The sequence below is a fragment of the Lipingzhangella rawalii genome (assembly GCF_031628175.1).
GTDB lineage: Bacteria > Actinomycetota > Actinomycetes > Streptosporangiales > Streptosporangiaceae > Lipingzhangella_A > Lipingzhangella_A rawalii.
In genome coordinates this window covers 167320-187068 of sequence record NZ_JAVLVT010000006.1, presented here as the reverse complement: position 1 = coordinate 187068, position 19749 = coordinate 167320, and the positions used below count along the sequence as shown (strand labels likewise).

The window sequence follows — 19749 nt, the reverse complement described above, 5'->3', positions numbered from 1 at the left end:
TGGGGCACCGCGCCGCACACCGCCGCGCTGCCGTCAGCGCACGTGGACGGGACGGCTGGGTCCACTCTCGTGGTGCAGCCGGTCCAGGGCGGTGACGTAGTAGGTCTGGGAATGTGTTCCCTGCTCGTCTAGGAAGGTGGTTTCGGTGCCGTCGGCGCGTACGGTGCCCACCATGGTGCGTGGGTCCGCCAGGGCACAGACCTGTTCCGGCCGCTGCGGGGGCCCGTCGAAGCGATAGACCGCGTAGTAGGCCGTGGCGTCCCGGTCACGGGAGATGATGCGCAGCTCGGTTCCGGTCTCCTCGTCATGGGTGGCACCGCGGACCAGGGGATCGGGGGGAGCCTCTCCGCCCAGGCCGTCGTGGACGGGCACCAGGGCGGGGTGGGTGTAGTGCTCGTCGACGACGATTTCCATGGCCTCAGCCGCGTTCGTACGTAGTGAGGTCGCACTGAAGTACACGTCCCCGGCCACTTCCGGATAGTCCCGGTTGAAGGTGAGGTGCTGGCTGAGCTCCGTCGGGTCCTCCCAGCCGGCGCCACCGACCTTGTAGGCAGCCTGGCCGATGTAGAGCTGCACATTCGTGCCCGCGACAACGTCGGCCCACCACGGTACGAGCTCGGCGTAGTCAGCAACCTCCAAGCCGATCTCCCAGTAGACCTGCGGATTGATGTAGTCCACCCACTCCTCACGCACCCACGTGCGGGAGTCGGCATAGATCGCGTCGTAGGACTCCAGCCCGCTGGTGGCGGAACCATCCGGGTCACTGTCGGCGTTGCGCCAGATTCCGAACGGGCTCACCCCGAACTTGACGTGCGGCTTGGCAGCGGAGACCCGTTCACCGAACTCCTCGATCAGCCGGTTGACGTTGTCGCGCCGCCAGTCTCCAATGTTGTCGAACTCGCCGCCGTGTTCGGCAAAGGTCTCCGCGTCGGGAATCTCCTCGCCGTCCACAGGATAGGGGTAGAAGTAGTCGTCGAAGTGGGCGCCGTCCATGTCGTAGTTCTCGACCGCGTCCATCATCGCGTCCTGCACGAACTCCCGAGCTTCGGGGATACCGGGGTCGTAGTAGAGCTGGCCCCCGTAGGCGAAGACCCAGTCCGGGTTTTGCCGCGCCGGATGATCGTCGACAAGGCGCTCCGGATCGTCGTGCATGGCGACCCGGTAGGGGTTGAACCAGCCATGGAACTCGAGGTTGCGTTCGTGTGCCTCCTCGATCGCGAACTCAAGCGGATCATAGCCAGGGTCGGCGCCCTGCTCTCCGGTCAGCCACTCGGACCAGGGCTCGTACTCCGAGGGCCAGAACGTGTCAGCGGTCGGGCGAATCTGAACGAACACCGCGTTCAGCCCATTGTCAACCGCCTCGTCGTACAGCTCGCGTAGTTCTGCCTGCTGTTCCGCCACATCCAGGCCCGCGGCGCTAGGCCAGTCGATGTTGTAAACCCCGGCGATCCACTCGGCCCGCATCTGGTGCTTATCCGGAACCGAAGACTGCACCGAACACTCCTGACCGTTCTGGGATGCCGACCCAGCCGCCGTGGCCGGGAGCGGAACGAGGGTTACCGCGGCGATCGAGGCAGCCAGCGCGACGGACGTGCTCTTCCGCATCCAGGTGTGGGGTAACCGGTGGCGGCGGGATCGAATGTGGATCGGATCGGCGGCGGGAGGTTCATGGGGCATGGACTCCTCCGAGAATCGCGGAATCGGGCCCGGCACCCGAACGCTGTGTGAGCCACACCCTAGAAAAAAACCTTCGGAACCTGAAGGAACTTCGCAGGAGGTCTCCAAAAGTGTCTCCCCAACGGAAGCCCGGGCCACAGACGCTACAGTGCGAACCAGGGCATGGTAGGGCAGGTGTCCAGACCCCACTCCGTGCCCCACGTACAGACACGCGGCCGGAGGGAACTGACCGTGGGGGAGTCGAGCCAGGCCAATTCCGACCCGGACCCGACGCTGCCGTCGGGACCGGAAAGCACCCGGATTGATCGATGGCTGTGGGCGGTACGCCTGACCAAAACGCGAGCCGAGGCTGCCCAGGCCTGCCGCGGTGGACACGTACGGCTCAACGACCGCACCGCCAAACCTGCCGCCCCGGTCCGAGCCGGCGACACGATCCGTATCCGCCTACACGGCCGGGAGCACATCGTCGAGGTCACACACGTCCTCGAAAAACGGGTCGGTGCCCCGATCGCACGTCGCTGCTATGTGGACCACACACCCGCTCCCACAAGTCAGCCGGCAGCACCGCTCCCGAAACGGGAACGCGGCGCCGGCCGCCCCACCAAGCGGGAACGCCGTCAGATGGACCGGTTCCGCGGCAGCAGGCCGATCTAGGCATCCCAGCCGCAGCCTCACCACGCGGAAACTCGGCCGATGCCCGCTGCCCCCATCGACCTTTCTTGGCCCCCATGCGCTGGGGGTCACCCCCCAGACGCCAGAAGCGCCACAACCCCACCCCGACATGCCACCCCGACAGGCACGGCAGCCGGCCCCACCAACACACAACAACGCCCCGCGCCTGTCGTCGCAGGTCGCGGGGCGTTCATGCAGTCTGTTTCGCGTGGTCAGGGGCGGGGTCGAACCGCCGACCTTCCGCTTTTCAGGCGGACGCTCGTACCAACTGAGCTACCTGACCCCAGCACCACTCAGTGCCAGCGGTCCTGACGGGATTTGAACCCGCGTCCTCCACCTTGACAGGGTGGCGAGCACTCCAAGCTGCTCCACAGGACCTTGCCGTGTTCCGCGCTGTGGCGGTTCCTCCATTCTGCCAGACGCTGTGAGTGCTTCGTACACTCGGTCCGGCTCGTACCCCCAACGGGATTCGAACCCGCGTTACCGCCTTGAAAGGGCGGCGTCCTAGGCCGCTGGACGATGGGGGCCTCGACGACGAACGAGTCGCCATTTCCCGCTTCGCCTGCCGTCGGGGACGAGCTAAAGCATAGAGGAGAGCAGCCTCAATGCAAAATCGCGTCCGTCCCCGCACCCTCAAGACTACCCGCAGTCCCGCCTACTCCTCCTCGTCATCGCCGGGATTCCGGCCGTCCTCCATCGTGGGGCCGTCCGGACTCGGCCGCTGGGACGGGAGAGTGAGCTCCCGATCGGGCTCCTGGGCCACATGCCGTTCGATCTGGGCGGAAGTGAGACCAAGGCCACCCAGATCGACATCGTCGCGTGCCTGAAGCCGCCCCGTGTCAACGTCGAAGTACAGTACCGAGGCCTGCAAGGGTGTCGGCGACCCCGCACGGGGTTCCAGGCCACGCAGGCCGGCACCGCCGGTGGAACCCTGCACCAGGTACTGGGTCCCGGCCGGATCCAGATGGTCCGAACGCCGGTGTTCACTCCCAGCTAGGACCAGGGGAGTGAGTCCACTGAACGCCTCGGCCTGGATCTGGTCGTGGACGAGCACCACGTCGAGTCCCGTCCGATCCACCCCCTCCACCTCGGCGTCACCGTTCTCCTCCTGTGTGTCCTCCTGTTCGCCGTCGTTACCGTCGCCCTCGTCGGCAGCCACAGCGGCGTCGTGGACCTCCGCGGCATGCTCGGCACCGAGATCGCGGACGTCCTGCTCAGTTACCTGCTGTGTCTGGTCCGGGGCGAACCGGGGATCCCCCATCCCAAACACCCGCAGTCCCGCGACCTCCTCGGTGTCCCCGTCCAGCACAATCGCGTTCTCCTGGGCTTCGACAGCCCGTTGGGTACCCATCGAATCGTGGTTGCCCCGAACCCACACGTAGGGAACATCCAGGGTCGAGATCTCGTCGGCAAAAATGTCCTCGGCCGCACTGCCCCGTTCGGTCAGATCCCCGGAGTCCAACACCAGGTCCACGTTGAACTGGTTCGTCAGGGAACGGATCACGCTCCAGGCCGCCGGATTGAGATGCAGGTCGGAGACGTGTAGGGCACGGATGGTCTCCGACTCCCCCTCGTCCACATAGTCCGGGAGTGCCGAGGCCGCCTCGTACAGCTGGGAGACATTGACCACCAGCCCCGCCAACTGGCGCTGGTACTCCTCGATCCGGTCCACGACCTCGATCGTGTCGCCGAAGGCCTGGGGCGCCCCAACCAGGAGGCCGGTGTAACGGGGTTCGGACACCGAGGCCGGGTTGAAACTGACGGCAGCCCCGGCACTGACCACGACCACACACCCAGCGCCGCCAAGCGTGGACCATGCGGCACGACGCAGGTCCCGGAACACCAGTAGTGCGACGACCCCTCCGCCCAGCGCGGCCATGCCCAGTGCCCGGGCCAGTAGGGCTACGGCACCATCACGAACCTCTTCGACGACGCTGCCCGCGAGCCGATCCATGGCCGTGGGGTCCTCCAGGAAGTCCTCCGCCGCAGCCATGCGGATCTCCTCGATCGTGGCTTCGACCCGGAGCGGACTCGAGTGGGTGTCGAAACTGAGTTTGCCCAGGGGGGCAACGTTCAGCACCGTCTCTCCGGTGAGCGCGGGACGGGCCGAGAGTGTCACGTCGGCAGGGCCGACCGGGGTTTGCACCTGGGCGCCGAGGGCAAGCCCGAGAACAGCTCCGGCCACCGACGTTCCGGCGACCGCTGCGCACCGGGCGAGACGGCTGCGACGTGTCGCGGCAACCCACCGGCGCAGGGCTGGAACGGTCCGGCGTGCCGCGGTGCGGACCCGTGCCGACAGGCCACCGACCTCCATGCCCGGATCCCCCTCTCGTGGCCACCTCAGCGCTCATGTCGCAGAATACGAGGCGTGATTGAGATTTCCCGCACGCACTTCGAAGAGCTCGTCGCCGACGCGCTGGACAGCATTCCCGAGGAACTGGCCCAGTACATCGACAACGTGGTCATCCTCCTCGAGGATGAGCCCCCCGCACCGGGACTCCTCGGGCTCTACGAAGGCGTTCCCTTGACTGAACGCGGTGAGGGGTACGCGGGAGTACTTCCCGACCAGATTTCCATCTACTGGCTCCAGATCTGTGCCATCTGTACCACCGAGGACGAGGTTGTCGAAGAGGTGCTGGTCACGGTTGTCCACGAGATCGCACACCACTTCGGGATCGATGACGAGCGTCTTACCGAGCTCGGCTGGGGGTGACCACGGGCGAAGAACGTGAGTTTCGGAACTGGTTGCGCACCCCGAACCAGTTGGGGACAGTTGGTTAGTGTAATGCGACGCTGAGTGCTGTCCTCGGTGTCGGCGTGTCCGCCGGTAGGCACTACCGAGCTCCCCGATCCTCGCCTGCCACCCACGAAGGAGCCACCAGCATGGACGAGATCCCCTCAGGACGCCCCAACGAGTCACACAGCGAGAACGAGCAAGAACACAGCGATACGGACGGCGAGGCCGAATCGCCCCGCCAGCCGGTGGAAGAACCGGCCGAGGAGGGCAGCGCCGGGACGGCACCCCCCACCGACTGGCGCTCCGGTTATCGACTCGTGATGAGTGTGCGGGAGTTCCAGGCACTGTGGCTGAGCCACGTGTTGTCCATGACCGGAACCAGCCTGCTCAGTATCGCCGTCACCGTGCTGGTGTACCAGCAGACCAACTCCGCTGTGGCCTCAGGTATCACCCTGGCCATGACGTTCCTGCCGCAGGCAGTTGGAGGGGTGCTGCTCGCCGGCCTTGCCGATATCTTCCCTCGCCGCCAGATCATCATCGCCAGTGACCTGATCCGGGGAATACTCGTCCTCGCGATCGGCTGGCCCGGCCTGCCGGTGTGGGCGATCTGGACGCTGCTGTTCTTCGTCATCCTGCCGACGATGCCGTTCGCGGCGGCACGGGCCGCGCTCATGGCGGACATCGTCCAAGGCGAGCGCTACGTGGCTGGCTCGGCGATCATCAACCTGACGACGCAGGCCGGCCAAATCGGTGGTCTACTCCTGGGTGGAGCGGTGCTGACCCTGATCGGCCCCAACTCCACAATGCTGCTGAACGGTATTGCCTTCGCGCTCGCCGCCCTGATCGTCTGGGCCGGAGTTCGGTTCCGCCCCAGCACCCTGGCCGACAACGAGGACAACTCCCGATACTGGGGCATCACCCTCGAAGGCTTCCGCATGGTGGCCGTGGACTACCGGCTGCGCACCCTCACGCTGCTGGCGTGGCTCGCGGGTTGCTACGCAGTTCCACTCGCCCTGGCCAACCCTTTGGCCGACGAGCTGGGGGGCGATGCGGGAACCGTCAGTCTCATCATGGGGGCGGTTCCCGTGGGTGCCCTTGTGGGCGGCCTTGTTCTCACCCGGCTGGTCAACCCAGCACTACGTATGCGACTGCTGCTCCCACTGGCGGTCCTCACCTCCGCTCCCCTTCTCGGATTCGCGGCGGACCCCCCACTCTGGATCCTGCTCGGACTTCTGGCCGTGTCTGGAATGTGCGGCTCGTACCAGTTCGTGGCGAACGCGGCTTTCGTCCTGTGTACGCCGGAACAGAGTCGCGGCCGAGCCTTCGGCCTGGTGGCGTCCGGGCTCCAGGCCGTTCAGGGGCTCGGCATGCTCCTGGGAAGCCTGCTCCTCGCCGTGACAAGCACACAGCTGACCGTGGCGCTCGCGGGAGCGTGCGGAGTGGTCCTGGCACTCCTACTCACCCGGCCCTGGCACCGGGTCATGCCCGGTGTCCTGGAGCAGGTGCGCACCCCGTAGCACCGCGACCGGCAACCCGCCAGAACCGTAACGGTCGGACCACTACCGGTCGTTGCGGTTCTGTACGTTGTTCAGGATGTCCTGGACCAGCGCCGAGTCCGAGCCACGCTCAGGGATAATCAACCAGGCAATCACATACACGAGAACGCCGGTCAACGCGAACAGGGTGAACACCACGAAAGCCAGCCGCACGAGCGTGGCGTCGATTCTCGCGTACTCGGCAATACCACCGCACACACCGGCGAGCATCCGGTTGTCGGTACTGCGGGCAAGGCTGCGGTTCTCCATATCGTTGTTCATACCTCCACGGTGCCGCACAACACCAGACTTTCCCATCGGGAGAACCCCCGGGCTGTCCCCGATCTTCCCCTGAGACCGTCGGACCTTCGCGACCACCCGCCACCCCGCAGGAGAACCCCACAGCAGCGAGATGTCGAGACACGGTGCCCAGAATCCCACCGCACCCCGGGGCGTACCGGTAACCGGACGACCTGGCGCTCCCCGCCCCCGTCAACGACGGGTCCACGAGTACACCGAGACAAACGGGGCGGGCGGTACAGGCGGGACAACCAGATCAGACCCACGGCGACGGTTTGGATCGACGTCTGGGGCACGACAGCGCAGGCAGTGGGGAGCACATATCCGCGACGCATCCGCGACAGTGCCCATCCGGGTGGGCGTTTCCACAGGGAGGCGAACGAGCTGGCCACTGGTTGATCCCCTGGAACGTGCCCGGCTCGGTGTCCGACTGACGAGCGGCACCGTCCGCAGCTATCCTTTCTCGGATGGTGCACGCCCACGTCCACGAGCCCCGGGTTCCCCTCCGTACCGCCGAGGCACGACAGCTCCTCGCCGCGGCCATGGACCGCTGCAAGGTGTGCCGGTGGGCCGGGAACACCTCCGATGAGGCCATCGAGGACATGTACCTCCAGTGGGCGCGGCACCGTACCATCTCCGCCCTGGCCGACTGGCGGGTACTACGTGGCACCCTGCGGCTGGCCGACGTGACCAGCTGTAACGGCCACATGTATTGGCCCGAAACCGGTCCGGCCGTGGAGCGGGGCTGGGTGACGGTCACCGCGGGCACACGGGTGAGTGTCACCGCCGACGCCACCGAAGCCATGAGCTACATCGCCACGCTAGACCACGGCCAGCGCGCACGCCTCGTCGACGACCTTCTGGACGGGCTGGTCGGCGCCGAGTTCTTCCCCATCGAGAAGGCTGTCGAGGCGAACGTGGAACTCTGAGGGTCGTCTCGCAGGACCATCCGAGCCTCCGACCACCGTGCCCGCCCGGTGGAGCGCCACGGGCGCGCATCACACCCGCTCTGCCGACACCCGCACCACGTGATCCTCTGCTGTCTCCTGGTCTCGCACCTGGGGTAAAATCGCGGGAGCGGACAAACCCCCTGGCCAAAGGGGACGTTTCGCGGGCCCTTAGCTCAACTGGCAGAGCAGCGGACTTTTAATCCGCGGGTTCAGGGTTCGATCCCCTGGGGGCCCACCCAGCTTGACCAGGGCGATTGCTTCTTGTGACCGTGCACACGTCTTGATCGGTTGCAATTGAGGTTGCAATCGATGCTGCGCGTCAACCCCACAGAGCCTTGCTCATGCGCGAGGCAGCGTCGCGCGTCGTCTGCTGCGTTACATGCGTGTAGCGCTGTGTCTGCCCTACGCTCGAGTGCCCCAGGATCTGCTGAACGGTGCGGACATCCACACCTTGGGTCAATAGCAGGGTGGCGGCGGTGTGGCGTGCGTCGTGCACGCGGGCGCGACGCACGCCGGCCGTCCTAAGGATCGCGTTCCAGTCGTCGTAGTCGCACTTTGACGGAATTGGTCGGCCGTCCGGCCGCGCAAACACCAGGTCCCAGTCCTCCCATAGCTCACCCGCGCGCAACCGTTCGGCCGACTGAGCACGGTGATGCGCTCGCAGCTGCTCCGCCAGAGGGGGTGGGAGCGCCAGCGTGACGTGTGCGGTGCCTCGACCTGGTTGGGCCCCCTTGCGGCGCACGAACTCGTACTGTCCACCCACTCGCTGAGGGCATTCGCGGGCGTGTCCGTGGCAGTCGGTGGGGCAGGGCTGTTTCACCTCAGGGCACTGGTGGGATTTCTTCGTGCAGCCCGGCGTGCAGGTCTCCCGATGGTGCCCATTGCAGCTCTTCGGGCAGGGACGCCGGTGCCGGTAGCGAGTGCAATGTGGGATGTCGTTGCACCCGTGCCGGTAGCGCCCCTGCTGAATCTGCCATCCAACTTCGGCCTCGTGGTGCCATTCGCGTTTCCCGCACAGCTCGCAGGGTGATTCATCGTCAACGGTCATCATGGGTGCCGTGTAGCCGCAGTGGCCGCATACTGCTCGAATCCGGTTCCAGGTCAGTCCGAGGGCTTCGCCCTGGCGCACACCAAGCGAGAGTGCAACTGACCAACGCACCCCGTTCCGACGGTTCTCACACGACCGAAGAATGCGCTGCGCCTCCTGCTGGTTCAGCGGTTCGATGTCGATGATCTCACCCTTTGGAGGGTCAATCAGTTCGGCAGGTGACCGATGGATGAGTTGGCGCTGTTCGGCGACCTTGAGGGCGCGAGACAGGATCCGGTGCACCTGCAACACCGTGTTGGGTGCGAGTCCCTGGCGCGCCAGATTGGTGTAGAAGACGTCGAGATGTTCCGGTGCCAGGTCCCGCAGTCGGTGAGCACCAATTCCGTCCACCATTCGGCGAACCTTGGGTACGTAGGTCGTGTCCAGGGTGTGTTGGGTTACCCGTCGGGGTGCGATGTCGGTGAGCCATGTGTTCAGCCACGCGGCGACGGTCTGACCGCGGCGGTCCGGCTTGGACCGCTGCCCCGCGTCTCGCGCCTTTTCGAGCTCGCGAACCTTCGCGGTCACCTTGTCCTCATTGTCCGCTTTGCGATGACGTCGGTCCGGACGGCCGTCCGGACGAGTGCCCATGGTGACCCATCCGTGCCAGTAGCCGTCGCTTTCGCTGTAGTAGATACTGCTGCGGAGGTTCGGGGTGCGCTTGCTGCCCTTCCGGGGCATGTCTGCCTGCCTTTCTGTTCCTGGGGGACATTCGACAGGAGTTGGGGCGCTTCCGAGACTCCCCGGAAGCGCCCCAACCTAGAACGGTGGACTACGCGGCTGCCTCCGACTTGAGCAGCTCCACGTATTCTTCGATCGCTTCGGCGGGGATGCGGCGGGTCTTGCCGGAGCCAACAGCTCGAAGTCGGCCGTGGGCGATTTCCTTGAAGGTCTGGGTTCGCCCCAGGGAGAGGATCTGAGCGGCCTCGGTAACGCGGTAGAGCCGCTTGGGGAGAGTGGGATTGGGCATGGGTCCTCCGTTCTGGTTGGTGTCTCGGTGGTGTGCGTGGCGGCTATACACCGAGCATTCGATGGCTTGACCAGCAAAAATACGCCTGTGTTGATCTCACAGGCGCATGGATGCAATCACATCATTCAAAGGGAATCACTCGCGGAGACTCCCGTTTGCTCGCGTGTGTTGATTTCACGGGGCCAATATCGCTACGACGCGCTGTCGTGGATGTGTGGGTGGAGGCGATACGTCGGTGACGGTGGGCGTCCTCCTTTTGATCTATTGGGTGTGGGTTCGGGGTGGATCCACCCGAGGTCGGTGAGTAGCGCCAGAGGCGTGTCGACGTCGTTGGCTTTCGCGATTTCCTTGCTGCGGATCGCGCAGAACGCGTCACGTTTGGTGAACCGTTCCGGTTGGCGCTGGTGGAGCCAGTCGAGGATGCGGCGGGCTGTGGCGTGGACGGGGTCGGTGCCCATAGCTCCGAAGACGGCGAGTGCGTGTGTGGTGTAGTACTCGCCTATCTGGATGGCGCGTTCGAGGGTGTCGAGGGTTATGGGTTTTCCCCAGCCGGTGGTGAGGTTGTCGGCTAGGTGGAGCAGGGCTGCAATTCGCACGATTGCCCCGACGAGTTTTCCGCCCCAGTCGCGGATTTGCCCGAGTCGTTCCTCTGGGCGAAGTTGAGGTTCGATCTCTTCATAGAGGAGTGTGGCCAGCCGTTCTTGTGCGTCCTGGGTGAAGGTCAGCGTGGTGGGCTGTTCGAGCTGCCACAGGGAGTGGAGCAGGGTTTGCAGATGGTGAGCGTAATCCTGCTTGACGTCGGGCGGGATGGGTGCAGCCCTGGCGGTGCGCCAGCCGACCGTGTCGGCGGGCATGGCGTAGAGGATCCGAGCAAGGAGGCCGCGTCCGCGTCCTCCGGGGGTGGCGAAGACCTCGCGCAGGACCTCCGGCTGGAGGGCGATTCCGATGGTGAGTGCGGACTGGGGCACGAAGTCAGGCTCGCGTCCCTGGCGGTCAACGCGGATGGGTTCCCCGGCATGGGACTTCAGGAACGTGTCGAGATTGGGGATGCCTCCGTACCTGCCGGCTAGGGTGCCAAAGAAGCCGCCTTCGGGTGCCAAGAGAGCAAGTCGTCCCTGCTGGTCGGCAAGTTGGCGTGCCAGGGTTTCTGGTGTGATGTCGTCGGCCACCAGTTTGGGCAGGTTCGGCACGGTCATGGCGGCCGCAGTCTCCGCCGCTTCTGCGGCGAGTGCTATGGACTGCGGGTCACGCTCCTTCTCAGCGGCGGACGCCTGCTCTTCGGCCTCAGCCTCTGCGACACGTTTGGCTACGCGTGCTTCCGAGATGCGGGGTTTCATCTGCTCCACCAGGTGCTTCTCCGCGGCGAAGATTGGCTCGTTCATCGCGGCGAACACCGCGCTCTTGCGACTCGCGGGGGGCATGGCCACGACGGTGTAGAGACATACCGGTTCGGCCCAGGTGCCGGTGTCGGCCCAGATCCGGCCCGATGCTGCGGTGGACAGTGCCGCGAGTGCGAGGCAGCCCGCCAGGTCGGGCGGGGTCTGGGTCTGGTCGGCCACGGCCGCGGCGAACTGGCCCACCCAGGTCGGCAGCGTTTCCAGCGGGAATTCGGGTAGTGGTCCCGGTAGCGCGTCCAGGGATACCGGCTCGGGCCATCCATGTCCGGTGCCCGCCGTGGTGGTGTCCAGCTCGACTCTGGCTGTCTGGAGTGCCTCGGTGACATCGCCGCCGGTGTGGCCGAGTTTGGCGATGCGGGTGCCGGTCGTGATGAGGGCACGCCGGCGGGCGGTTTCGCCCACCTGTTTGGCGTAGTAGCCCGCACTGGCCGGGGACGGAACGGTCTCGGTGAGCGTGTGCAGGTAGGGTGCCCCGCCGGTCCAGGTGCTCTGGCCGGTGTTGGCGAGTTCGCTGTTCACCGCGACGGGGTCGGTGGGTTTGCCGTCTCGGTGGAGCCGGAGCACCAGGCTGTAGATGGCCTCGTGCTGGGGCCAGTAGAAGTCACTGGGCTGTAGGATCTCGGCGGCCACGCTGATGGCGGTAGCGCTGAGCAGCATGGCGCCAAGCACGGCTTGTTCTGCTTGGAGGTCGTGCGGCGGCACCGCACCGGGTTCCTCGGGCGGGTCGGGCACAGCCGCGAGCGACATGTGCAGTCCTTTCTGGTTGGTGGGTGCGCGGCCCCGGTGGTGTGCGTGGCGGCTATGCACCGGGGCCGGCGGGGGTGGGTACTAGTGGGTGGTGTCCGGGGTCGTGTCATCGGTGATGTGCAGCCCCGGCGGCGTTGCACCCGGGGGCCGCATCTGCTGGTTGAGCAAGTGCAGGTCCGCGAGGGCCTCATCGCGCTTGCGGACGAAGCGCACGTCAGGGTCATCGGCGACCAGTCGTTGGTAGTCCGCCCAGCGGCGACACACGCGCCGTCGAGCTTGGCGCACCTCGGTGACGTGTTCCCGGGTGAGGGGTTCATCAGGGAGTCCCCCACCGCCGAACTGGGTAGAGCCGTAACTGGTGCGCAGCGTCCACATCCATAGACCCTCGTCTGTCTCGTATGCGGTGAGCAGCACGCCGGTGGTCACCGGCCCATCACCAGGCACGAGGCGAACCCACCGCCCGATCAGTTCATGCATCAGGAGCCGTCCTTCCTAGTTGGCGGGAGAGCGGCCCCGGTGGTGTGCGTGGCGGCTATGCACCGGGGCCGTGTGGTGGGCTCAGGGGGCGAACGGTGTCCAGCTGGGTCTGAACACTGGCGTGCTGGTCGATGGTGAGATGCCAGAGGCGTTGGCGTCCGCGGGCCGGGATGGGTGTGGGTAGGGCGCGTGGGGCGTTCAGGGTCCAGTGGTAGCCGCTGCTCGCTGCCCAGGGTGAGCAGTAGCCGTGCGGGCGGCAGTCGCTGGCGTGATGGATCTCGGTGATGTCGACCAGCGCCAGCAGTCCGGTGGTGAACGCGCTGCGTGGGAGCGGACCTCCGACGATGTCCTCCAGGACAGGCACGGCCTCGGTGTCCTGGCGGGCCCCGGCGTGTAACACGACGGTGCCCGGGGGACGCGCCGGTGCCCACGGCCGGTTCTCGACGTCTTTGCCGTGGAGGATCGCCCAGACCCAGGGCTGCCACACGGTCAGGGCCGGATAGGTGCGCACGCGGTCCTGGCTGCGGGGTTGACTGCGAACGGCGGAGATCACGTCCTGCCAGGCGGCGGTGACGGTGTCGTTTCCTGCTGGGGGAACGTCGTGCATGCGATCCATGGGGTTCCTTCCTGGGTTGATGGGGGTGGGCCGGCTGGCCCCCACCACTCCCGAGGGGTGGATTCTCGGGAGTGGTGGGCACGATCCGGTGTCACGGAGTGTGTTGGCGGTGTGGGGGTGGGACACCTCTTATTCCAGCCCGGAACACCGGGGGGTGTGCCGGGCTGTGTGGGGGTGTTGGCTGGTGGCTGTCCCAGGCTGGGATGTGCAGGTCAGGGCCTGGGACAGGCCTGGGACAGGGCTGGGACAGCCCTCTGGGACGCGCGGGTGTGTCCCAGGGCTGTCCCAGGGTGGGACAGCGGGTGCTGGGACAGCCCGTGTGGCTACAGTGCGTCACGCACTTCGGGTGGGACTTGGGTGTCCCCGAGGTGGATCTCGGCGGCCACGCGGTCGAGGGCGGACCGGAGGTAGCCGCGGTTCTTGGCTGCGTCTGCTCCGGGGTGCATCCGGAACGGATCAGCCGGGGTGAGGCCGATCTGTTCCAGCAGGTCCCGGATTTGGGTGGCGGGAAGCCCGGTGGCGTTCTCCAGGACCTTGGTGTGCACACCCCGGTCGGTGGCCTGTTCCAGGGCGATTTCGAGGATGCGGGGCACGGTGCCGCTGCCGTGTGCGGGTTCGAGGTCGGCGGTGAGTTCGTCGAAGGCGACGTCGATTTCGCACCGGTCGATTCCGGTCTCGCGGTTCTTCTCCTCCAGTTCTTGGCGGCGCTGGCGTGCCTTCTGCGCTGCTCCCTTCAGGTCGATCTCGTCAAGGCGCAGGCTCAATGGACGCTCCGCGGTCTCCTCGACCGGTGGCGGCTGCGGGGGTCGCGGTTCGTTTCGGGGGGCTGCGGGTGGTTTGGTGCCCAGCCAGCCGGCTTCGTGGGCGCGTTGCCAGCGTTTGGTGTAGTCGTCGCGGCCGGCGTTGATGGTGGCCTCGTCCAGCACCGGGCGGCGTTCGTCGGTGGCGACCGCCACGTCGTCGCTGTCGGAGGGCTTGACTAGGAAGCCGCGAAAGATCCGCGGCGGGGTGCTGGGGTGGGGTTGGATGAGTCCGTAGCCAGGTTCGGGCATCTCGTCTGCCTTGGGCAGGCCCCGGACGTAGCCGAAGAGCCGGCGTAGTTCGTCGTCTTCGTTGACGCGCATCGCGGTGCGCACCGACGCTTGAGCAAGCAGCGGCTTGGGGACCTGCTGACCGCCTTCGCTGACGGCCCGCAGTGCGCAGGTCAGCGGCCGAATGGAGGCGCCCCGCGACCTGTTGGACAGTTCCACGAGCTTGTTCTTGACACTCATGGGCAGGTCGGCGGTCTCGTCGGTGATCACGGTGACGTGCGGAATCGCGGGCGTGGAGGGCACTTTGTCGTCGTTGACCTGTGCCATGAGGTCGGAGTACCGGTGGGACCGCACCTCGTTCGCACGGAGCAGGAAGTCCAGCATCTTCTTGGCTTCCTTCTCGGTGGTGGCGACCCAGTCGATGGCGGGTTTGCTGGTGCGTCCGTCCAGCCAGGGCTGCAGGAACGGCTTGAATGCCTTGCCGCCGTTGAAGTCGATGCCCATCACGATCGTGTCGGTGCAGCGCAGTAGCTGGCGCATCACCAGGGACAGGTGCGCGGACTTGCCGGAGCCGGTGGCTCCGATCAGGGCGGCGGCTGACCATTTGAGGTTGATGTGGGCGTAGTCGCCGGTGCGGTACATCCCCACGGGCATGTCGTCGTAGATGCTCAGTGGGGAGTAGTCGTCCCCGGCGGGGATGTCCTCCGCGAGCGCGTCCACCTGGGACACGAACAGCACGACACGGCGGCGGCTGCCGTGGGAGGCAACCTCGATGCCGCACCCATCAGGCAGGTCCGCGTCCGAGGCCAGTTCCTCGGACTTCGCGGCGAGCGTCTTCCAGGAACCCCCACCGGCGGGTAGCTCGACCACGATAGACATGCCGGTCTGGCGAGTCGCGTCCGGCTCGGTGCTGTGGGGGTCGGGCATGTTCCACTCGGCGATATCGGTGACCCGCACCCCAGGTTTGGCGAACTTGCAGATCCGGTTGATGCGGGCCTCCCACGCACCCGCCAATCCCCGGCGCGTACGGATCCGGTCTTCGGCCTGCTGGCGGTCTTGGGCGGCGATTTCGTAGGAGCGAAACACGGGCTGGAGGACCGCGGCGGCGGTGGTGCCGCCGGCCAGGATCCCCAACGTGGTGAGGTCCCAGGGTCCGCCGGTGGCCAGGGTGGCGGCGGTCCAGCCGGTGTAGCCCACCCAGCGGGCTCCGCGGAAGATCCGGGCGCCCCAGGGCTGCCCGGAGGTGGCGGAGCGGGTCACCGAGGCGGTGGCGCCGACCGCGCCGGCGGCTGCGGGCCACCACCAGTCGAGCCCGACTTCGGGCAGCGTGCCCACGCTGGCGACTGCCAGCGCTGCGCTGGCGGCGTTGACCGCCCCGAGGGCGGGACCCTGCTGGTGACTCCAGCGCTGCCGGCGTTTCTTGTCTTTCGTGGTCTTGGTGGATTGTGGGCGTCCTGGGGCCGCGGTCGTGGTGCTCATCGCATGTCTCCTTGCCAACGACATGACGTGGCCCCGAGACGAACTGCCTCGGGGCCACGTCGGGCTCTCAGTCTTGGGCACTGACGTCCCATTTCGCCTCAGCGACGCGTGGGTTCTCCAGGCGGGCGAGTTCGGTCTCGTGCGCGGCCCGGAATAGTCCGGGCAGTTCGTCGGCCACCTCCGCTGAGGCGTGTACGGCCTGCGAGATGGTGTGGAAAAACTCGGTTACTTCGGGGGCGAGGGGTTGTTCGTCCTCGGCGGTGGTGCCCATCTCCGAAAACCCTTCCGCTAGGGTCTTCAGTACCGGGGCCAGTTGCCGTAGCCCCATTTCGTAGGTGAGCATCCCGACCTGGCTCCCGCCGAGAGACGCCAACGCGTTCCTCAGCTCGTCGGTGGCGTCGGTCACCCGCTGTACTTCAGTGGCCATAGCAGCCTCCTCTACTGGTGATGTCACTGCCGGAAGTTCGAATGGGCGGCGGGTAGGACCGGTAATTGTTCCGGGAACAGGAGCGGCGGTGCCGATGACCCGTCCCACCAGCACCCGGGGCTGGGACCGCTGGGGTGCGGCGCCCAGGGCGCCGACCGCAGCGGCCGCAATCCCTAGTTGGACACCAGACAGCCGGCCGTAGCGGGGATCGGTGGACACGCGGCCGCGCAGACGGTCCCACCAATGCGTGGCCATACCGCGGGCCCGGGCCCACCAGCTGCGCACGCGCAGTGCCCACCGCCGGTTCGCCAGGTAGCGCCGCATCCGCACAGCCCGAGGGCGGATCCGATCCCAGCCCGAGCGCATCCCTAGGCCTTTGGCGACGTAGGGGGCCGGATCCACGATCTTCGTCGTCGACCCCCGCCCTCGGCCCGCAGAGCGGTGCGCGCCGCGTGAGCGGCCGAACAGGCCACCACTCGATCTCCCACCTGAGGGGCCGGCCCGTCCCCCGCCGGTGGCCCCGAACAGGCCACCGCCGCTGCTGCGGGTACCCGGCGAACCGCCGAACAGGCCGCCTGAGCGGCCCCGGCCGGCAGCGTCGGCCCCGCCACCGCGGGAACCAGACCCGCCAGACCGGCCGGCACTACGTCCAGCACGAGCTCCTCCCGCGCTGCCGAACAGGCCACCACCACCGCTGCTGCGGCCTGTGCCGGTGCCGCCGGAGCGGCTCGCAGTCCCACGACGGGTGCTGCTGCGGCCCCCACCCGTGCGGGTTCCGCACGCCCCACGGGAACCGCCGGACAGGCCCAACATGCGGCCAAGCCGACCCATGCGGCTGGTGGTGCGGCTGCCGGCACCACCCGCTGTTCCGGCCCGGCCCGCACCCGAGCGGGCCCGGGTGCGGCGGCGTGTCAGCCCGTAGGCCACGGCTCCGGCCGCGGTCACGCCCGCGGCGGTGACCAGCCCGGCCACGCCCGTGGCCGCATACAGACCGGACGTGGCCGTGGCCACCGTGGAGACCCCGGTCTCCACGAGTGGAGGCAAAGGCGGTGGATCACCAGTCTCGGCCGGCTGAGACGTTCCGAGGGCCGGCCCGCCGTCGCTGCTGGGGGGATCAGGACGGCTCGGAGCCGGCGACTCCGTCCCCGGCTCCTCGACTGGCGACGACGGCTCCTCCTCCGTGGTTGGTGTGGTCATGTCGCCTCCCGCCGTTTCGAGGGGGCCAGCATCATCCGTGTGACACGGCGCTGCCAGCGCCGCACCGCGGAGTGCAGCCGCAGCAGGGCGAACGCAAACAGCACCCCCAGGGCGAAGAACACGGACTCCATCAGCCACCCCCCGAGTCGTCTGTGAGGTAGCGCTTCACTGTGCGGCGGCTGATGCCGAACGCGCGTGCGATCTCGCTGATGGTTTGGGTGGGGTGGGTGTCTCGGTAGGCGCGCACAGCGGCCGGTGTTGGAGCCTCAGGCCCTGCCGGCGCAGAGTCGTGCGCGGGGTGGGCACCCTCGTGGGATTCCTCGGTGGGGGTGGGCACCTGCTGGGCATCCGGGTGGGCACCCTGCCCACCCGGGGATGGCTCGGGGGCATCGTGCTCCGGGATGGGATCGGGGGTGTGGTCCCGCAGCCACTCACTCGCTGCCTCCGACACCGACCGGTCGGAACCCTGCTTCCCGGTGTCCTCCGGCGGTCCCGGCCACTCCATGTCCAGCCGGCTCACCGTGTCCGGCACCCGGGTGCCCTCGGTGATCAGATCGATCGCGAAATCCCGGCCCTCATCGGTGTCCAGCGCCTCGCGCAGCAGGTGCGGCAGGTTCATTAGCCGCTCACCCTCGGACTGCACCACGCCCGAGCCAGCCGCCGGCGGGTCCTCTGACGCAGGCTGGGTGGTGGGGGCGGGCTCGGTGTTGTGCAGCAGCGCGTCGCGCTGACTGCGCAGCTGCGCGGGCGCATCCGGGGCCAGTTCCTTAGCTTTCACGCGGATCTCGGCTGAGGAGGCTTGGGCCACCAGGTAGGCCAGCGCGGACGCGCTCAACGCCCCGACCGCGCAGACCACGTTGAGGAAACTCACCGGGGCGCCCACCGCGATTCCCGCGATGTTGGCGCCCGCGCTCATCGTGGTGGGCACGAACGCCATCACCCACAACAGTCTGCGCACCGTCGGAGCCGGGGCGCCCGTGCCCCACCGGTGCAGATGCGCCAGATAGACCAGCGCCACCGTCGAAATGGTGGTACCGGCCATCTCCGCGATGACACCATCCACGGCCCGATCGGTGAGGTAGCCCGACACGGCCGCCAACCCGATGGCGGATCCGACCGACAGGGCCACCGACACCGCCAGCAGCGTGACCAAGGCGTAGGACCGCACCGCCGACAGTGCGAGGACAGCCCGCTGTGGGCTCGACTCGTCCGCCGCGGCCTCCAGCGTGGCCGCCCGCCGGTCCAGCCGGGCCGCCTGCCGCTCATCCGCGACGGCCCGCTGGTGATCCCGTCGTTGGGCCCGCAGCTGCTGTTCGGTGGCGTAGGTGATCGCATCCCGCGCGGTCCGCCGGGTGGTGCGCTGCCAATGCCGCACCACCGCCGGATCCGTGCTCAGGGCCGGGTCCGACACATCCGGGCCGCTGCGGCGAATCGCGTCCAGCTCGGCAGCGGCATCCGCACGGTCCTGGGCCTGCGCCACAACGTCGTCGGGACTCATCCGTCGCCACATCACACGATCACCTCCACACCCAGGCCCGTCGCTACAACGGCCCCGCCGGCCACCAACAGATCCACTGCGGCCCGGAGCAGACGGAACTTCCTGCGGGCCACCCGGGCCAGTGCGTCCCGTCGGCCCAGGTGAGTCTCCGGCCACCAGCCCGGCGTGCCTGCCAACATCGGACCGCCAATGCGCGGGCGCACCGCGATCAGCAGCAGCACCGCACTCACACCCATCAGCACCATCCCGACAACGACGGCCCACTGTCCGGGACCCGACGGCTGCGCGGCGGCCAGAACCGCGAGCAGGGCCCCCTCACCCGCAAGCAGCAGGCTTGCCTTGGCGTCGCTCCGGGCCAAGTCCTCGCGCAGCTCACGCGACTGCTCATCCAGAGAAATCTCGTCACCTGATACCGTGGACATAGCTACTCCTTCCTGGTTGGTGGGAGTGAGGCCCCGGTGGTGTGTGCTTGGCGGCTATGCACCGGGGCCATTTCTGTGTCAGACGGACCTGCGGGCGGAAACGGGCCGTGGTTCGGCATCACGCCACCTCCAACTCGTTTGCCGTGGGCAGCTGGTAGGCGGGCACGCCGCCCCACACGCCGTAGCGCTCGCCGTTGCGCACCGCGTACTCCAGGCACGCCTGACGCACCGGGCAGTCCGCACACAAGGCCACTGCGGCGCGTTCCCGCAGCTGGCGGGCCGCGGCCCGCTCCGTGTCCGGCGCGAAGAACAGCTCGGGTTCCTCAGAGCAGGCCCGCGGGGCAGCCTGCAAGACCTGGCGCAGCTCACGCGTGCTCGACATTGCAGCTCCTTCCTGGTTGGTGGACGGGGACCATGTAGCCCCGGCGCCACCCCGAACCCGCGGGGTGGCGCCGGCATCACACGGACACACAGCGGCCCCACCGGGTTGCCTTGCGGCCGGTGGGGCCGTCATTCGTGGTGGGCGGGCA

18 protein-coding genes and 4 tRNA genes are annotated in these 19749 nt (G+C 67.5%); 5 read left to right on the top strand and 17 right to left on the bottom strand.

The genetic code is table 11. The annotated features are described in order from the left end of the window. Positions 1-33: 33 nt before the first annotated feature. Positions 34-1605 carry a glycoside hydrolase family 10 protein gene (locus RIF23_RS14800; RefSeq protein ID WP_310913224.1) on the bottom strand — a complete coding sequence of 524 codons (1572 nt, stop codon included), beginning with the start codon at positions 1603-1605 and terminating at the stop codon, positions 34-36. A gap of 303 nt (positions 1606-1908) precedes the next feature. Here RIF23_RS14800 and RIF23_RS14795 point away from each other — a divergent pair, with 303 nt between their 5' ends. Beyond that, positions 1909-2331, top strand: a complete 423-nt coding sequence (locus tag RIF23_RS14795; RefSeq protein WP_310913117.1) for an RNA-binding S4 domain-containing protein — start codon at positions 1909-1911, stop codon at positions 2329-2331. A 227-nt stretch (positions 2332-2558) separates the two neighbouring features. Here the strand turns inward: RIF23_RS14795 and RIF23_RS14790 are convergent. From RIF23_RS14790 to RIF23_RS14775, 4 genes are all read right to left on the bottom strand, one after another. Next, positions 2559-2632 (bottom strand) — tRNA-Phe (locus RIF23_RS14790). Positions 2633-2652: 20 nt separating this feature from the next. After that, positions 2653-2727: transfer RNA gene (locus RIF23_RS14785), tRNA-Asp, on the bottom strand. 76 nt (positions 2728-2803) lie between these two features. After that, positions 2804-2876, bottom strand: a tRNA-Glu gene (locus RIF23_RS14780). Positions 2877-3004: 128 nt separating this feature from the next. Then, positions 3005-4663, bottom strand: coding sequence for a metallophosphoesterase (locus RIF23_RS14775; RefSeq protein WP_310913116.1), 1659 nt, complete (start codon positions 4661-4663; stop codon positions 3005-3007). A gap of 45 nt (positions 4664-4708) precedes the next feature. On the opposite strand from RIF23_RS14775, the gene RIF23_RS14770 reads away from it, so the two are divergent. Together RIF23_RS14770 and RIF23_RS14765 are read left to right on the top strand one after the other, a co-directional pair. Then, a complete protein-coding gene (locus tag RIF23_RS14770) occupies positions 4709-5062 on the top strand; it encodes a metallopeptidase family protein (protein WP_310913223.1) in 354 nt (117 codons plus the stop codon). A 170-nt stretch (positions 5063-5232) separates the two neighbouring features. Beyond that, entirely contained in the window at positions 5233-6603 is a 1371-nt protein-coding gene (locus RIF23_RS14765) for an MFS transporter (RefSeq protein ID WP_310913115.1), read from the top strand. A 42-nt stretch (positions 6604-6645) separates the two neighbouring features. On the opposite strand, the gene RIF23_RS14760 is transcribed toward RIF23_RS14765, so the two are convergent. Beyond that, positions 6646-6903: a PspC domain-containing protein gene (locus RIF23_RS14760; protein WP_310913114.1), complete on the bottom strand. Its 258-nt coding sequence runs from the start codon at positions 6901-6903 to the stop codon at positions 6646-6648. A gap of 485 nt (positions 6904-7388) precedes the next feature. On the opposite strand from RIF23_RS14760, the gene RIF23_RS14755 reads away from it, so the two are divergent. Beyond that, the gene (locus tag RIF23_RS14755; protein ID WP_310913113.1) at positions 7389-7850 is read left to right on the top strand and encodes a hypothetical protein; all 462 of its coding nucleotides are present in this window, start codon (positions 7389-7391) and stop codon (positions 7848-7850) included. A 183-nt stretch (positions 7851-8033) separates the two neighbouring features. Then, positions 8034-8106, top strand: a tRNA-Lys gene (locus RIF23_RS14750). Positions 8107-8190: 84 nt separating this feature from the next. Here the strand turns inward: RIF23_RS14750 and RIF23_RS14745 are convergent. From RIF23_RS14745 to RIF23_RS14695, 11 genes are all read right to left on the bottom strand, one after another. Continuing rightward, entirely contained in the window at positions 8191-9639 is a 1449-nt protein-coding gene (locus RIF23_RS14745) for a tyrosine-type recombinase/integrase (protein ID WP_310913112.1), read from the bottom strand. A gap of 91 nt (positions 9640-9730) precedes the next feature. Beyond that, on the bottom strand, positions 9731-9928 hold the full coding sequence (locus RIF23_RS14740; RefSeq protein WP_310913111.1) for a helix-turn-helix domain-containing protein: 198 nt from the start codon (positions 9926-9928) through the stop codon (positions 9731-9733). A 191-nt stretch (positions 9929-10119) separates the two neighbouring features. After that, positions 10120-12072 carry a YfjI family protein gene (locus RIF23_RS14735; protein ID WP_310913110.1) on the bottom strand — a complete coding sequence of 651 codons (1953 nt, stop codon included), beginning with the start codon at positions 12070-12072 and terminating at the stop codon, positions 10120-10122. 81 nt (positions 12073-12153) lie between these two features. Further along, positions 12154-12549, bottom strand: a complete 396-nt coding sequence (locus tag RIF23_RS14730) for a hypothetical protein (protein ID WP_310913109.1) — start codon at positions 12547-12549, stop codon at positions 12154-12156. A gap of 55 nt (positions 12550-12604) precedes the next feature. After that, positions 12605-13165: an ASCH domain-containing protein gene (locus RIF23_RS14725; RefSeq protein WP_310913108.1), complete on the bottom strand. Its 561-nt coding sequence runs from the start codon at positions 13163-13165 to the stop codon at positions 12605-12607. A gap of 323 nt (positions 13166-13488) precedes the next feature. Continuing rightward, on the bottom strand, positions 13489-15675 hold the full coding sequence (locus tag RIF23_RS14720; RefSeq protein WP_310913107.1) for a hypothetical protein: 2187 nt from the start codon (positions 15673-15675) through the stop codon (positions 13489-13491). Positions 15676-15742: 67 nt separating this feature from the next. Next, positions 15743-17299 (bottom strand): hypothetical protein, encoded by a 1557-nt coding sequence (locus tag RIF23_RS14715; protein WP_310913106.1) that lies wholly within the window; start codon positions 17297-17299, stop codon positions 15743-15745. Next, complete coding sequence (locus tag RIF23_RS14710; RefSeq protein WP_310913105.1) at positions 17296-17430, bottom strand: hypothetical protein; 135 nt, start codon at positions 17428-17430, stop codon at positions 17296-17298. Before RIF23_RS14710 ends, RIF23_RS14715 begins: the two co-directional genes overlap by 4 nt. Beyond that, on the bottom strand, positions 17430-18797 hold the full coding sequence (locus RIF23_RS14705) for a helix-turn-helix domain-containing protein (RefSeq protein WP_310913104.1): 1368 nt from the start codon (positions 18795-18797) through the stop codon (positions 17430-17432). The genes RIF23_RS14710 and RIF23_RS14705 overlap by 1 nt, the downstream gene beginning before the upstream one ends. Before the next feature lie 11 nt (positions 18798-18808). Beyond that, complete coding sequence (locus RIF23_RS14700; RefSeq protein ID WP_310913103.1) at positions 18809-19219, bottom strand: hypothetical protein; 411 nt, start codon at positions 19217-19219, stop codon at positions 18809-18811. A gap of 118 nt (positions 19220-19337) precedes the next feature. After that, entirely contained in the window at positions 19338-19601 is a 264-nt protein-coding gene (locus RIF23_RS14695) for a WhiB family transcriptional regulator (protein ID WP_310913102.1), read from the bottom strand. Positions 19602-19749 lie beyond the last annotated feature (148 nt).

Excerpts from the sequence above, each read along its gene's own strand:
- RIF23_RS14800 (WP_310913224.1), bottom strand. The coding sequence starts at position 1,605 with ATGCGGAAGAGCACGTCCGTCGCGCTGGCTGCCTCGATCGCCGCGGTA.
- RIF23_RS14775 (WP_310913116.1), bottom strand. The coding sequence starts at position 4,663 with ATGGAGGTCGGTGGCCTGTCGGCACGGGTCCGCACCGCGGCACGCCGG.
- RIF23_RS14765 (WP_310913115.1), top strand. The coding sequence starts at position 5,233 with ATGGACGAGATCCCCTCAGGACGCCCCAACGAGTCACACAGCGAGAAC.
- RIF23_RS14760 (WP_310913114.1), bottom strand. The coding sequence starts at position 6,903 with ATGAACAACGATATGGAGAACCGCAGCCTTGCCCGCAGTACCGACAAC.
- RIF23_RS14755 (WP_310913113.1), top strand. The coding sequence starts at position 7,389 with ATGGTGCACGCCCACGTCCACGAGCCCCGGGTTCCCCTCCGTACCGCC.
- RIF23_RS14745 (WP_310913112.1), bottom strand. The coding sequence starts at position 9,639 with ATGCCCCGGAAGGGCAGCAAGCGCACCCCGAACCTCCGCAGCAGTATC.
- RIF23_RS14740 (WP_310913111.1), bottom strand. The coding sequence starts at position 9,928 with ATGCCCAATCCCACTCTCCCCAAGCGGCTCTACCGCGTTACCGAGGCC.
- RIF23_RS14735 (WP_310913110.1), bottom strand. The coding sequence starts at position 12,072 with ATGTCGCTCGCGGCTGTGCCCGACCCGCCCGAGGAACCCGGTGCGGTG.
- RIF23_RS14730 (WP_310913109.1), bottom strand. The coding sequence starts at position 12,549 with ATGCATGAACTGATCGGGCGGTGGGTTCGCCTCGTGCCTGGTGATGGG.
- RIF23_RS14725 (WP_310913108.1), bottom strand. The coding sequence starts at position 13,165 with ATGGATCGCATGCACGACGTTCCCCCAGCAGGAAACGACACCGTCACC.
- RIF23_RS14720 (WP_310913107.1), bottom strand. The coding sequence starts at position 15,675 with ATGAGCACCACGACCGCGGCCCCAGGACGCCCACAATCCACCAAGACC.
- RIF23_RS14715 (WP_310913106.1), bottom strand. The coding sequence starts at position 17,299 with ATGACCACACCAACCACGGAGGAGGAGCCGTCGTCGCCAGTCGAGGAG.
- RIF23_RS14710 (WP_310913105.1), bottom strand. The coding sequence starts at position 17,430 with ATGGAGTCCGTGTTCTTCGCCCTGGGGGTGCTGTTTGCGTTCGCCCTG.
- RIF23_RS14705 (WP_310913104.1), bottom strand. The coding sequence starts at position 18,797 with ATGAGTCCCGACGACGTTGTGGCGCAGGCCCAGGACCGTGCGGATGCC.
- RIF23_RS14700 (WP_310913103.1), bottom strand. The coding sequence starts at position 19,219 with ATGTCCACGGTATCAGGTGACGAGATTTCTCTGGATGAGCAGTCGCGT.
- RIF23_RS14695 (WP_310913102.1), bottom strand. The coding sequence starts at position 19,601 with ATGTCGAGCACGCGTGAGCTGCGCCAGGTCTTGCAGGCTGCCCCGCGG.